The 13,282-nt window shown below is 69.4% G+C and carries 12 protein-coding genes; 1 reads left to right on the top strand and 11 read right to left on the bottom strand.

Going from position 1 to position 13,282, the window contains the following annotated elements:
• Window positions 1-67 precede the first annotated feature (67 nt).
• The 8 genes from AQI88_RS04950 to AQI88_RS04915 form a co-directional block, all read right to left on the bottom strand.
• Window positions 68-1,300 (bottom strand): branched-chain amino acid ABC transporter substrate-binding protein, encoded by a 1,233-nt coding sequence (locus AQI88_RS04950; protein ID WP_066992447.1) that lies wholly within the window; start codon window positions 1,298-1,300, stop codon window positions 68-70.
• 401 nt (window positions 1,301-1,701) lie between these two features.
• Window positions 1,702-2,499 (bottom strand): thioesterase II family protein, encoded by a 798-nt coding sequence (locus AQI88_RS04945; protein WP_066992444.1) that lies wholly within the window; start codon window positions 2,497-2,499, stop codon window positions 1,702-1,704.
• Window positions 2,492-3,469: a DMT family transporter gene (locus AQI88_RS04940; RefSeq protein ID WP_066992441.1), complete on the bottom strand. Its 978-nt coding sequence runs from the start codon at window positions 3,467-3,469 to the stop codon at window positions 2,492-2,494. The genes AQI88_RS04945 and AQI88_RS04940 overlap by 8 nt, the downstream gene beginning before the upstream one ends.
• 71 nt (window positions 3,470-3,540) lie before the next feature.
• Window positions 3,541-4,545 (bottom strand): TauD/TfdA family dioxygenase, encoded by a 1,005-nt coding sequence (locus AQI88_RS04935; protein WP_066992438.1) that lies wholly within the window; start codon window positions 4,543-4,545, stop codon window positions 3,541-3,543.
• Window positions 4,542-4,802: a phosphopantetheine-binding protein gene (locus AQI88_RS04930; protein WP_066992435.1), complete on the bottom strand. Its 261-nt coding sequence runs from the start codon at window positions 4,800-4,802 to the stop codon at window positions 4,542-4,544. Before AQI88_RS04930 ends, AQI88_RS04935 begins: the two co-directional genes overlap by 4 nt.
• Window positions 4,796-6,301 (bottom strand): amino acid adenylation domain-containing protein, encoded by a 1,506-nt coding sequence (locus tag AQI88_RS04925; protein WP_066992432.1) that lies wholly within the window; start codon window positions 6,299-6,301, stop codon window positions 4,796-4,798. The genes AQI88_RS04930 and AQI88_RS04925 overlap by 7 nt, the downstream gene beginning before the upstream one ends.
• Complete coding sequence (locus tag AQI88_RS04920; protein ID WP_079057395.1) at window positions 6,298-7,509, bottom strand: aminotransferase class V-fold PLP-dependent enzyme; 1,212 nt, start codon at window positions 7,507-7,509, stop codon at window positions 6,298-6,300. Before AQI88_RS04920 ends, AQI88_RS04925 begins: the two co-directional genes overlap by 4 nt.
• The gene (locus AQI88_RS04915; RefSeq protein ID WP_159050296.1) at window positions 7,506-8,525 is read right to left on the bottom strand and encodes a phenylacetate--CoA ligase family protein; all 1,020 of its coding nucleotides are present in this window, start codon (window positions 8,523-8,525) and stop codon (window positions 7,506-7,508) included. The genes AQI88_RS04920 and AQI88_RS04915 overlap by 4 nt, the downstream gene beginning before the upstream one ends.
• Before the next feature lie 72 nt (window positions 8,526-8,597).
• On the opposite strand from AQI88_RS04915, the gene AQI88_RS45750 reads away from it, so the two are divergent.
• Window positions 8,598-8,807 carry a hypothetical protein gene (locus tag AQI88_RS45750; protein ID WP_159050295.1) on the top strand — a complete coding sequence of 70 codons (210 nt, stop codon included), beginning with the start codon at window positions 8,598-8,600 and terminating at the stop codon, window positions 8,805-8,807.
• A gap of 36 nt (window positions 8,808-8,843) precedes the next feature.
• Here AQI88_RS45750 and AQI88_RS04910 read toward each other — a convergent pair whose 3' ends face one another.
• From AQI88_RS04910 to AQI88_RS04900, 3 genes are all read right to left on the bottom strand, one after another.
• A complete protein-coding gene (locus AQI88_RS04910) occupies window positions 8,844-9,830 on the bottom strand; it encodes a threonine ammonia-lyase (protein WP_244184040.1) in 987 nt (328 codons plus the stop codon).
• A 501-nt stretch (window positions 9,831-10,331) separates the two neighbouring features.
• A complete protein-coding gene (locus tag AQI88_RS04905) occupies window positions 10,332-10,796 on the bottom strand; it encodes a PaaI family thioesterase (protein WP_066992427.1) in 465 nt (154 codons plus the stop codon).
• A gap of 48 nt (window positions 10,797-10,844) precedes the next feature.
• Complete coding sequence (locus AQI88_RS04900) at window positions 10,845-13,157, bottom strand: FdhF/YdeP family oxidoreductase (RefSeq protein ID WP_066992424.1); 2,313 nt, start codon at window positions 13,155-13,157, stop codon at window positions 10,845-10,847.
• Between the last annotated feature and the right edge of the window lie 125 nt (window positions 13,158-13,282).

The following is a 13,282-nucleotide window of genomic DNA, read 5'->3' as shown; positions in this document are numbered from 1 at the left end:
ATGCGAGTCCGCGCGGGGCGCCAGTGGAACAGCGCCCCGCGCGGCTCAGTGGTGAAGCGGGTGTGGGTCAGCCACCGTTGTAGGTACCGGACGTCACGGTCGTCCAGGCTCCGTTCTTGACGGCGTAGACGGTGAGCTGCTTGTTGGTGGTGTCACCGAATTCGTCGAAGGAGACCTTGCCCGTCACCCCGTCGAAGGAGACGTTCTGCATGGCCGCCGTGATCTTGGCGCGGGCGTCCGAGGGGAGCTTGCCGCTGTTGTCCTCGACGGCCTTCTTGACGGCCTGGATGATCGACCAGGCGGAGTCGTAGGCGTAGCCGCCGTAGGCGCCGTAAGCCTCGCTGTAGCCGCCGGCCTTGTAGTTGTCGAGGAACGCCTTCGCCGACGGGAGCGTGTCGAGCGGGGCGCCGACGGAGGTGGTGAGGTCACCGTTGCTGCCGGAACCGGCGAGCTTGATGTAGGTCGGGTCGTAGACGGCGTCGCCGCCGACCAGCGGGATCTTGGCGCCGGCGGCCTTGAACTGCTTGGCGAGCGGGCCGGCCTGCGGGTACTCGCCGCCGTAGTAGACGACGTCGGCGCCGGAGTTCTTCACCTTGGTGGCGACGGCCGAGTAGTCCTTGGCGTCGGGGTTGATGTGCTCGGTGCCCGCGATCTTGCCGCCGAGCTTCTTGAACTCGTCGGTGAAGGTGGCGGCGAGGCCGGCGCCGTAGGTCTTCTTGTCGTCGATGACGAAGGCCTTCTTCAGCTTGGCCTTGCCGTAGACGTACTGCGCGGCGAACGGGCCCTGGATGGCGTCGGTGGTGGCCGTGCGGAAGTACGACTTGTACGTGCGGGCCTTGCTGGTCTGCCAGTTCTGGCCCTGGGTCAGGGACGGGTTGGTGTTGGCAGGGGAGACCTCGACGAGCTTGGCGTCGTCGAAGACCTTCTGCATGGACTCGGCGACGGAGGAGTTCAGCGGGCCGACGACACCGAGGACCTCCTTCTCGGAGACGAACTTGGAGGCGTTCTGCTGGCCGGCGGACGGCTGCGCCTGGTCGTCCAGGGCCTCCATCTTGAAGGTGACACCGTCGACGACCTTCTGCTTGTTGGCCTGCTTGACGGCGAGGTCGACCGAGTTCTTGATGCCGAGGCCGATCGCGGACAGGTCGCCCGTGAGGGGGGCGTCGACGCCGATGGTGACGGTGGTGCCGCCACCGGAGTCCGAGCCCTTGCCGCCGCTGTCGCGCGAGCCGCAGGCGGTGAGGGTCAGTGCTCCCGCCGCCAGCGCGGCGGTGATGGCGATGAGCGAACGTTGACGCACGATCAGTCCTTTCCCCAGACACAACCGCCTCCCCATGGAAGCGGCCGAGTCGCGCGCTGCGCTGAAAATGACAATCCGACGGCGCGGTGACTGGCCGTGACTCTAAGCGTGTGTGGGGAACGTGGAGGAGGGTCTGACCCATGCTGTGACGCTCTTGTTATGACACCTCGTAATGCAGAGCGGTACGCCATGGGAGAGAACGCCGGAGTTCACTCCGATTCGCCCTGTCCGCATGGTGAGAACTCGCAGGCCCGACCATGATCTGTTCAGGTGTCTCGGGTGTTTTGGTGATTACTCGACTCCGTTGCTGCAGGCTACTTACCGGGTCCTTGAGAGGTGTTGTGCGTAGCGTGAACCAGGTGTAAAAGGGGGAAACCACATTGCCTGTACATTACGCATGGTTACCTCCGGGAAACATCTCCCGGCATTCCGCGGTGCTTTTCCGTTCCGGCACCCAGGGCCTCCTCCAGCCGGGCCGCCACCGAGGGAATGTGATCCCACAGGAACCAGTGACCGCCCGGGAAGAGCCACAGTCCGCCGGTGCCCGCCCCGTGCCGCAGCCACCCGGCCATCTCCTCGTACGTGGCAAGCGGGTCCTCGAGCCCGCCGAGGACGACCATGGGCACGGGCAGGGGCGGCCGGTCCCGGTGATCGTGCCCGGCGCCGAGCCGCACGTCGTCCTGGAGCCGCTCCCGGACGAGTTCGACGAACTCGGGATCCTCGGCGGCCTCGGCGAGTGCGCCGCCGCAGGAGCGGAGGTACTCCGCCACGCTGGCCGGTTCGTCGAGGTCGACGGCCGGCCGGAAGCCGTACTGCGGTGCCACGCGTCCGGAGACGGCCAGGATCTCGGGTGACGCGCAGTCGAGCCGGGTCAGGGCCGCCGTCGTCTCGTAGGCCACGAGGGCGCCCATGCTGTGCCCGAACAGGCCGTAGCGGCCCACCGGATGACGGTCCAGATCCTCGGCGATCCGGTCCGCCAGGTCCTTGGCCAGTGAGCGGAGCCCGTCGGCACCGGGATACCGCTCGGACTGCCAGGCGAGCGGCACCACGGCCGGCGCCCGGTCCGGGTGGGCGGCCCAGTGGTCGGTCAACGGGCGGTAGGCCGCGGAGCCCCCGCCTGCGTAGGGCAGCAGGTAGTAGCGGCCCCCGGTCCGGCCGGTGGGTTCTGCGGCCGGGCGCTCGCCTGTCACGTCAGCCACGGCCGGGTCCGCTCTCCGGCACCGCGGAGGATTCCCTGGTGGCCGCGTCCGCCGTCCCCGAGGCACTTCCGGGCAGCAACCTGCCCAGCGCCGTGCGCAGTCGGGGGCCGGCGAGGATGTTCGCATTGGCCGCGAGGACGACCAGTACGCCGAGCACCGCGAGCACGTTCCAGTGGTAGTCCTCGAAGACCGTCGAGAGCGAGAGCGAGACGACCGGGAACGCCACGGTGGCGAAGGCGGCACGGTCGGGACCGATGCGCGACAGCAGGGTCAGGTAGGTGACGAAGGCGATCGCCGAGCCGCACACCGACAGGTACACCAGCCCCGCCACATAGCGGAAGGACGGCTCGACGGTGAACGAGTTGCCCGCGACGAGGCAGCCGATGGAGGTGAACGCTCCGCCGTACAGCATGCTCCACGCGGTCGACTGCACGATCGGCAGTCCGCCGCTGGTCTGGTTCCACGACGAGGCGATGTTGCCGAACGAGAAGAGGAGAGTCGCTCCGAGGCCGAGCAGAACACCGGTCAACAGGTCCGAGGACGCCTTGGTGTGGGCGATGTCGTCGCCGAACACCAGGGCGAGCCCCAGCACTCCGGCGACCGATCCGAGTACCACGGTGCGCGAGATGGGCCGCTTGAGGAAGATCCGGCCGTTGATGATGTTGAACCCCACCGAGAGGCAGAAGATGATCGACACCAGGCCGGAGACCAGATGCTCCGAACAGTAGTAGAAGAGCACGTAGTTGGCCGAGTACATCAGCAGCCCGACCAGCGCGAGGCGGAGATGGCTGCGCAGCGGGAACCGCATGGGCAGCTTGCGGGCACTGGTCCAGATGAACATGCATACCGCGGCCAGCAGGAAGCGGTAGGCGACCGACACGGCCGGATCCACACTGCCCAGCTGCAACTTGATGCCGATCCAGGTGGTGCCCCAGAACAGCACGATCACCGCGTACAGCACGATGTTCACGAGAGCTCTTTCCTTCTGTACTCGCTGCCTGACGGTGCGGGCCCGGACAGGCCCGCACCGGTTCCGGTCGTCTACCAGCCGGGAGTGGCCACGACGGCGGGCGGCGCCAGGGCCGTGCCGTCGGTGGGGTCGGTCATGGTGACCAGGATCCGACGGTCGCCCTGGTAGGGCCTGCGACCGTGGGCCACGGCGATGTTGTCGACGACCATGACATCACCGGCCTGGTAGGGCTCGGCGACCGTGGCCGCGTCATAGGCGGCGCGGATCTCCTCGATCACCTCTCGGGCGATCGGACTGCCGTCCCCGTGCAGGGTGTTGTAGGGCAGTGCCGACTCGCCCAGTTCCTCGGCGAACTCCTGCAACTCCGGTTCGAGGTTCCAGCGGTTGAAGAAGACACCGTGGTTGAACCAGCTGTCCTCGCCCGTCTCGGGATGACGCACGGTCGCCCAACGACGGTAGCGCACCTGCACGGTGTCGCCGTGGCGGCGTACGGCCGTGTGGTTCAGGGCGCCGTACTCCTCGAGTTCCGCGAAGGTCTCCACGCCGTACACGGACTGCCAGTCGAAACCGATGCCCGTGCCGAAGTTCCGCTGGTAGATCCAGCCCTCGGTGATGAACCGGTCGCGCAGCCCCGGGTCGAGCTCCCGGTACACGCGCCGGGTGTCGCACAGGGGCGTCTCCCCGCCCCCGGCCGCCGGCTTGTCGCACCAGAAGTAGAGGTGACGTGGCCAGCGCAGCACGTGAGAGCTCTCGTTGTGCACGAAGATCGACCTGTCGGCCGGGTACTCCGTGGAGGTGAAGACGGCGCCCGCCACGTGCGAGCGGGGCGTGGCGCGCTCCTGGTACTCGGCCCACGTGCCGCCGCTCAGCGCGCGCACGACGTCCTGGAAGGCGCGCTCGTCGGCCACCGGGAAGCCGCGCAGGATCAGTGCACCGTGCCGGTGCAGCGCCGCCCGCAGCGGCTCGGCGTGCCGTGCTGCCCATCCCTGTGCGTCGCCGACGCCGGCGGAGGTGACGACCAACGGGAAGGTCCCGTGCGCCGTGCAGTCCTGGAGTGCGTGGTCGTGGCTGGTCATGAAGTGCCCTCCCCGCACAGACGTGCGGCGTAGTCGGCGAAACAGGGCGCGGTGAAGAGGAGTTTCAGGGGCACGTGCCGGTCCAGGGCCTTCCGCAGCCGTACGGTCGTCTGGAAGGCCAGCAGTGAGTTGCCGCCCAGATCGTTGAAGAAGTGCTCGTCCCCGGCGGGCGGCCGGCAGCCGAGAACTTCCGTCCACACCTGGCTGACCAGGGCCTCCGTATCAGCGGTCACGGCGTTGTTCGGGGGGTTCAACATGTCTCCTTCTTCGCGTGCACGGGTGGTGTCTGCTCGCTGTCGGGCTGGTCGGGTTCGAGCAGCCGGGACCGGTCGACCTTGCCGCCGGGAGTGCGCGGCAGGGAGGCGACGACCCGCAGCCGGCGGGGTGTCACCGGTCCCATCAGCCGGTCCGCCAGGGCGGCTCGCAGCGCCCGCAGGTCCAGGCTGTCGCCGCGACTTTCCACCACGAGGTCGATGACGGGGCCGTCCGCGCCGTCCGTCTTGAGGGCGACCGCAGCGGACACCCCGGGTACGGCGGCGGCGACGGTCTCTATCTCTCCCAGCTCCACGCGTACGCCCCCGACCTTCACCTGGTCGTCGCGACGCCCGAGGAAGAGCAGGTCGCCGTCGGGCAGCCTGCGCACCAGATCACCGGTGCGAAACGTACGGCCGTGTCTGCCGTGGCCGAAGCGGTCGCCGGCGGGCTCGGCCGGGTCCAGGTAGCCGAAGCCGACACCGGGCCCGCTGATCACCAACTCGCCCGCGTCCGGGTCGAGACCGTCGACCGGGAGCAGCGAGAGCCGGGTTTGGTCGATGGCCCGGCCGATGGGCACCGGTCCCTCGGGCAAGGGTGGCTCACAGGCGTGGTGGGTGGAGTCGACGCAGGTCTCGGCCGGGCCGTACTGGTTGACGAGCAGCGTGTGCGGCGCCTGGCGAAGGACCCGGCCCGCCAGCGTGCCCTGAAGCTGCTCCCCGCCCGAGTACAGCAGCCGCAGGGAGGCCCAGTCCGCCAGCAGTCCGGTCATCTCCACGAGCGACAGGACGGAAGGAGCGAAGTGGGCGACCGTGGCCCGGTGCCGGACCGCGGCGAGCACGGCCTCCTCCGGGTCGGAGTACTGCTCGTCCGCGGTGAGCAGCAGGGTGGCACCGTGCATGAGCGCGGCTGCCGTCTCCCACACCGCGAAGTCGAAGGAGACAGCGGTGTGCTGGAGCAGGATGTCGTCGCCGCCGAGCGGATAGGCGCGCTGACTCCAGTCGATCCGGTTGGCGAAACCCTCCGCGGACAGGGCCGTGCCCTTCGGGGTGCCGGTGCTGCCGGAGGTGACCACCACGTAGGCGGCCTGGCCGGTGGGCCAGCGCAGCGGCTCCGTCAGCTCCCCGTGCTCGCGCGGATCCACCCGGCAGACCGTGGCCGCCCGGGCATCACCGGAGACCAGCAGCGCGCGTCCGCCGAGCTGCCGCAGCACATGACCACGGCGCGCCGCTGTCTCATGGTGGCGCACGGGCACGTAGGCCAGTCCGAGCCGCCAGCTCGCCAGCATGGCCGCGAGGTGGCGCGGTGAACGCTCGACCTCCACCGCCACGGTGTCCTCACCGTTCACGAGGGTGCTCAGGGAACGGGTGGCGGCATCCGCGAGACCGGCCAGCTCCCGGTAGGTCACCCGCTCGCCGTCGCCACCGATGACCGCCGTGCGCTCGGGGGCGGACGCGGCAACAGCGCGGAACCGTTCGTACAGGGCCCCGGTGTGCTCGGTCATCGCGCCCCTCCGCCCAGGAGCCAGTGCAGCTCGTCGAGCGCCGCGAAGGCGTGTTCGATCTCCTGTTCGGTGTTGTACAGGTAGGGCGCGATACGAAGCCCCGCGGTATGGCCGTGCGTCGCGAAGTACGGCTGGGCGCAGAAGTACCCGGATCGGCACATCACCCCGTACGAGTCGCTGAGCGCGCGGGCGATCGCGGACGGATCGGCCACGCCCTTCAGGGTCACGGTCAGTACGGGCAGCCGGTCCTTCTCCGACAGTCCGCCGAGGACGGTGAGGTACGGACGGGCCTTCGCCTGAGCGAGGAGCGTGCTCAGCAGCCTCTGGTCACAGGTGGCCAGCTCGTCCTGGCCGATCCCGTCCAGATACTCGACGGCGGCCCCGAGTCCGTAGACGCCGCTGATGTTCGGGGTGCCCGGCTCGAAGCGGTAAGGGGCGCGGCGCAGCCGGAACTCGTTCTCGTCCGCCCAGTCGACGGTGCCGCCGCCGAGCCGGCCCGGAGCGAGTTCCTCGATGAGGCGGTCGCTCAGGTACAGGACACCGATGCCCGTGGGCCCGAGCATCTTGTGCGCGGAGAAGGCCAGCGCATCGACGGACTCCCCGATCCGCGGCAGCCCGTGCGCCGCCAGTTGGGCCGCGTCCACCACGGTCCAGGCTCCGGCCTCGCGGGCCAGCGCGGTCAGGCGGTCGATGTCGGCGGTGTGTCCCGTGACGTTGGAACAGGCCGTGAGGACGACCACGCGCGGGGAGCGGGCCAGTACCGTGCGGAAGCTCTCCTCGTCCACCGTGGCGTACTCGCTCGCGGCCAGCCAGACCGTCCGGCACCGTTCCCGCCACGGGAGCTGGGCCGAGTGGTGCGCGTCGAGCGGGATCGCGACCAGGTCGGTCGCCGCGAGCGGCAGCCCGTTCGCCACCAGATTGATGCCGTCGGTGGTGTTGGTCGTGAACACCACGTTGCGCGACGGCACTCCGAGACGCGCCGCGATCCTGACGCGTACCTGCTCGAAGCGTTCGGACGCCTCCTCGGAAAGGATGTGCTTGCCACGGTGGATGTTGGCGCTGACGGAGTCGTAATAGACCGCCATCGCGTCGATCACCGACTGCGGTTTGAGGGAGGTGGCGGCGTTGTCGAGGTAGACGAGGGGGCCCGCGTCCACCATGCGTTGCAGGACGGGGAAGTCGGCGCGCAGATCCACGGCGGCGGTCACAGCAGGGCTCCTTGCCGTACTCGGCCGGGTCCGGAGCAGGTGCTGAACTTGCCCGAGCGTTCGGCCTCGATGTGGGGCACGGCCGAGACGTCCACCTGCTGCACCTGGGGGAGCAGCTCCCGGAGCCGGTCCCGTACGGCCGGCACGGTGTCGCCCGGGGCGTCGTCGGCGGTGATGACCCGGCAGTGAGCAGAGTCAGGTGCGCTCTGGTCGATCCTGTAGTGGCGGACGCCGACGACGTCGCGCAGCGCGTCGTCTGCCTGCCGGGCCGTCCGGAATCGGCCGCCGATGCCGTCGACGAGGCAGGTCGAGGCCCGGCCGTGGGGGACCACGGTGCGTCCCGTGGTCCCGCAGGGACATCGGCCGCCTGGTTCGACGAGGTCTCCGGTCCGGTAGCGGATGTGGGGCGAGAGCCGGTCCTCGATGCTGGTGATCACGAGTTCGCCGATCTCACCGACACCGGCCTCGCTTCCGTCGTCCCGCAGGATCTCGTGGTGGTAGTTCTCCTCGTTCAGATGGCGTGCCCCGGCGGGACATTCGATGCCGAGCCAGCCGAACTCGGACATGGAGAGCACCTCGGCCACCGGTGTCCCCTCAGGGGTTGCGGCGGTGACGGCACGGCGCGCGGCGTGGGTCAGCAGCGAGTAGGTGAGGACGACGGCCCGGACGGGCAGCGTGGTCAGGCCTCGCCGATGCAGATGGGCGCAGAGGAAGGCCAGGTGGGTGGGGTCGGCGTAGAGCCACGCGGGCTGGTAGGCGTCCAGCTCGTCGAAGATCTTGTCGACCATCGCCTGCGGGGTGGCCAGCACGTCGTGTGCGACGGACAGCACCAGGGTTCCGTCCGGCAAGGTGCGGTCGGCGAGGGTGGAGAGCGGGGTCGCGCACTCCACGTCCGAGCAGTTGGGAGCGGCCAGACGGGCCACCTTGCGGTTGGCCGCGCCGAGCAGCCGCTCGCTCAGGGGCGGGTTGGCTGCGGCGGTGAGCGCCATGCGCTCCGCGAGGAGCGGGCGCTGCACCACGGTGACCAGACGCTCTCCGGTGGTCCCCGAGCTGCTGCTGGTGTAGGTCAGTTCCGGCAGGGATTCCGCGTGATTGACGACGCGGGCTGGAAAACCGCGCCGGAAATCCGCCTTGCTGGTGAACGGGAGTTTTCTGAATTCCTCCGGCCCGGCTACGTGCAAGGTGCCGGACGACGTCAGGCCGGTTTGGTCGATGAGGTCGCGGTAGAAAGGGAGGGAACGGTAGGCGAATTCCGCTTCTGTGCATGCCGCCGACAGCGACAGGTGTATGTCCGGTAACAAAATTCCCCCATGAAATGAGTCAGAGGATCACGCTCAGAACTGTGCGGTGAGTACCGACGCGACCAGGGCGGGATCGACATTCCCGCCGGACACGACGGCCGTCACGGGCCCCGCCCCTGCCGGGGGGACGTACCGCCCGCAGAGAAAAGCCGCCGGGGCGACTGCTCCCGACGGCTCCACCAGTTGCTTTCCGTGACAGGCGAGGCCGTGTATGGCGCGGCTGATGTCGTCTTCCGAGACCGTCACGATGTCGTCGACGAGCTGACGGATGTGAGCCCAGGGCAGGGTGCCGAGCGATGTGGCGCGCAGGCCGTCCGCCCGGGTCCGGTAGACGTCCTCGGTCGGCCATACCGCGCGCTCGCCGCTGCGCAGGCTCTCCGCCGCGTCCGCCGCCAGTTCGGGCTCCACGCCGATGACCGCGACATCCGGACGCTGCGCCTTGACGGCAGCAGCCACGCCGCTGATCAGTCCGCCTCCGCTGACAGGCACCAACACGGCGGACAGGGCGGGCACTTGCTGGAGCAGTTCGAGCCCGACCGTGCCCTGGCCGGCGATGACCTCGCGCGAGTCGAAGGGGTGCACCATGTGCGCACCGGTCCGCTCGGCGAGTTCATACGGGTGGACGTCCCGCCGTTCGGGAGTCACCAGCTCCACGGTGGCACCGAGCGCCCGCACCCCGTCGATCTTCACGTCCGGGGCGGTGTCGGGCATCACCACGGTGGCCTTGATGCCGTGGACAGCGGCGGCATGGGCGACGGCCTTGCCGTGGTTCCCGCTGGAGAACGTGACGACGCCCCGCGCGCGTACCTCCTCCGGCAGGGAGGCGATCGCGTTGAACGCGCCGCGGATCTTGAACGAGCCGAGCATTTGCAGGTGCTCGGCCTTGAGCAGCAGCTCCGGCAGCCGCTCGGTGGTCCGGCCCGGCGCGGACACGGGAGCGTCCAGGTGCAGCACCGGCGTGCGCCGGATCCGCCCGGCGAACCGCCGGTCGGCGGCCACTATCTCACTGAGCCCGACCAAGGGTAATTCAGATGACGGCGACATCGTTACTCCAGATTTTCCCGGCCTGTTTTCCGTGCGGATTGCCTGGATGGAGCCTGGTATCACTGAAAGTACGGCATGCAAGATGGCGGTTGAGTCAAGTCCGGCCGATCGGCATCCGTTGAAACCTAATCAGTGCATCGGCCAACTTCAAGCCCCAGGGCCTGCCATTTTGCGAATTCGTGACGATGTCGCTCCCGGGTGCCCCGGAAGTATTTCAAGAGTATTTCGCGACAACTTTAGGCGGGTTTTCGATCGCGCGCCTGCTCGTGCGATGGCGAGTTTGGCGTGAAGGAGTGCCTGGGGTGTATGCGGAGTTTGCAACGTATCGCCGCCATCGGCGCATCCTGGGGAGCGGGCGGCGGCCGGTACCGCGCCGTTCGGGTCGTTGCCCGCCTGTGCTGTCTCGGTCCGGCCGTATGGCCGGAAAGCGCCGGCCACTGCTGTGCGCCGCCTCGTCACGACGGCGCACGACACGCCTCAGTCCGACGGACTGACCTCACGCAGCAGGCAGGTCAGCCGCGCGCTGCACACCCGGCGGCCCTCCTCGTCACTGATCACGATCTCGTACGTCGCCGTGGACCGGCCCCGGTGCACGGGTGTGGCCACGCCGGTCACCAGGCCCGAGCGGGCCCCGCGGTGATGCGTGCAGTTCAGGTCCACACCGACCGCGATCTTCGAACTGCCGCCGTGCAGCATGGAGCCGACCGAGCCCAGGGTCTCCGCCAGCACCGCGGAGGCACCCCCGTGCAGCAGGCCGTAGGGCTGGGTGTTGCCCTCCACCGGCATCGTCCCGACGACCCGCTCCGCCGAGGCCTCCAGGATCTGCACGCCCATCCGCGCCCCGAGGTGGCCCGCCGAGAACAGTGCAGGCAGGTCGACACCGAGCGCGGCGTACTCGTCGATGACCTCCTGCGGGAATTTCACCTGCTGCTGCTCACCCATGGGCCCGGCTCCGTTCGTCGTACGCCTGTCTCTTGGCTGAGCAAACGCTCAGTCGGTCGCCGATTGTTCCAGACGGCGTGTCGCAGGGCTCTCCTGGCCTTCGAGACGGACCACGACGGACTTGCTGGCCGGGGTGTTGCTGGTGTCGGCGGTGGCGTCCAGCGGCACGAGCACGTTGGTCTCCGGGTAGTAGGCCGCAGCACAGCCCCGGGCCGTCGGATAGTGCACGACCCGGAAGCCCGGCGCCCGTCGCTCCACGCCGTCCCGCCACTCGCTCACCAGGTCGACGTACGACCCGTCGGCGATCCCCAGGGCCCGCGCGTCCTGGGGGTTCACCAGCACCACCCGGCGGCCGTTCGTGATGCCCCGGTAGCGGTCGTCCAGGCCGTAGATCGTGGTGTTGTACTGGTCGTGCGAGCGCAGCGTCTGCAGCAGCAGCCGGCCCTCGGGCAGCTCCGGGTACTCCACCGGCGCCGCCGTGAAGTTCGCCTTGCCGGTCGCCGTCGGGAAGCGGCGCTCGTCGCGCGGGGCGTGCGGCAGAGCGAAGCCGCCGGGGCGGGCCACCCGCGCGTTGAAGTCCTCGAAACCGGGGATCACGCGCGCGATGCGGTCACGGATCGTCGCGTAGTCCTTCTCGAACTCCTCCCACGGCACCGCGCTGTCCGCACCGAGCACCCGGTGCGCCAGCCGGCACACGATCGCCGGCTCGGACAGCAGCTGTCCGCTCGCGGGTGCGAGCCGCCCGCGCGAGGCGTGCACCATGCCCATGGAGTCCTCGACGGTGACGAACTGCTCCCCGCTGCCCTGCACGTCGCGCTCGGTCCGCCCCAGAGTCGGCAGGATCAGGGCACGCGCGCCCGTGACCACGTGCGAGCGGTTGAGCTTGGTCGACACATGCACGGTCAGCCGGGCGCGCCGCATGGCCGCCTCCGTGACCTCCGTGTCAGGTGAGGCGGAGACGAAGTTGCCGCCCATGGCGAAGAACACCTTCGCCTCGCCGTCGCGCAGTGCGCGGATGGCCCGTACGACGTCGAAGCCGTGCTCACGCGGCGGCGCGAACCCGAATTCCTTCTCCAGCGCGTCCAGGAAGGCCGGGGCGGGCCGCTCGAAGATGCCCATCGTGCGGTCGCCCTGCACGTTGGAGTGGCCGCGCACCGGGCACACGCCCGCGCCCGGACGGCCGATGTTGCCGCGCAGCAGCAGGAAGTTGACCACCTCGCGGATGGTCGGGACGGCGTGCTTGTGCTGGGTGAGACCCATCGCCCAGCAGACGATGGTCCGCCGGGAGGCGAGCACCATCCGCAGGGTTTCCTCGATCTGCGCGCGCGTGAGGCCGGTCGCGGTGAGTGTCTCGTCCCAGTCGGCGGCCTGCGCGGCGGCGACGAACTCCTCGTACCCGTGGGTGTGTTCGCGGACGAACTCCTCGTCGACCGCGCCCTCCGTCTCGAGGATCAGCTTGTTGAGGAGGCGGAAGAGGGCCTGGTCGCCGCCGATGCGGATCTGCAGGAACAGATCGGTGAGCGCGGCGCCCCTGAGCATGCCCTGCGGGGTCTGCGGGTTCTTGAACCGCTCCAGGCCGGCCTCGGGCAGCGGGTTGACGCTGATGATCTGCGCGCCGTTCGCCTTGGCCTTCTCCAGCGCGGAGAGCATGCGCGGATGGTTCGTCCCCGGGTTCTGCCCCGCGACGATGATCAGGTCGGCCTTGTACAGGTCCTCCAGCAGGACGCTGCCCTTGCCGATGCCGATCGTCTCGGAGAGCGCCGAGCCGGACGACTCGTGACACATGTTCGAGCAGTCGGGAAGGTTGTTGGTGCCCAGCTCGCGCGCGAAGAGCTGGTACAGGAACGCGGCCTCGTTGCTGGTCCGCCCCGAGGTGTAGAAGACGGCCTCGTCGGGGGAGCCGAGGGCGGAGATCTCCTCGGCGATGATGTCGAAGGCGCGCTCCCAGCCGACCGGCTCGTAGTGCTCTCCCCCCTCGGGGAGGTACATGGGGTGCGTGAGCCGCCCCTGCTGTCCCAGCCAGTAGCCGCTCCTCGTGGCCAGGTCGGCGACGGAGTGCGCGGCGAAGAACTCGGGCGTGACCCGGCGCAGGGTGGCCTCCTCGGCCACCGCCTTGGCGCCGTTCTCGCAGAACTCCGCCTTGTGCCGGTGGTCCGGCTCCGGCCAGGCGCAGCCCGGGCAGTCGAAACCGTCCTTCTGGTTCACGCGCAGCAGCGTCAGCGCGGTGCGCTTCACGCCCATCTGCTGCTGGGCGATGCGCAGGGTGTGCCCGATGGCGGGCAGCCCCGCCGCCGCGTGCTTCGGCTCCGCGACCTGCGGCGCGTCCTGAACCGGATCACCCATGGGCGGCTTCGTCGCCATCGCACGTCCCCTTCGACTGCGTGTGAGTAGTACGGTCCCGATACTCCCACGCGCCACCGACAAGCATGAGTGCCGGGTTTGCCGCCGAGGGCGAGCGCGCGGAGTCCGGGGGCTGACGTGCGGGG

Source organism: Streptomyces cellostaticus (genome assembly GCF_001513965.1).
Lineage (GTDB): Bacteria > Actinomycetota > Actinomycetes > Streptomycetales > Streptomycetaceae > Streptomyces > Streptomyces cellostaticus.
Note: the sequence above shows the minus strand (reverse complement) of the source record. Positions and strands in the feature narration are given on the sequence as shown.

Coding starts and splice junctions, on each gene's coding strand:
- AQI88_RS04935 (WP_066992438.1), bottom strand. CDS start 4,545: ATGACCAGCCACGACCACGCACTCCAGGACTGCACGGCGCACGGGACC.
- AQI88_RS04925 (WP_066992432.1), bottom strand. CDS start 6,301: ATGACCGAGCACACCGGGGCCCTGTACGAACGGTTCCGCGCTGTTGCC.
- AQI88_RS04900 (WP_066992424.1), bottom strand. CDS start 13,157: ATGGCGACGAAGCCGCCCATGGGTGATCCGGTTCAGGACGCGCCGCAG.
- AQI88_RS04905 (WP_066992427.1), bottom strand. CDS start 10,796: ATGGGTGAGCAGCAGCAGGTGAAATTCCCGCAGGAGGTCATCGACGAG.
- AQI88_RS04930 (WP_066992435.1), bottom strand. CDS start 4,802: ATGTTGAACCCCCCGAACAACGCCGTGACCGCTGATACGGAGGCCCTG.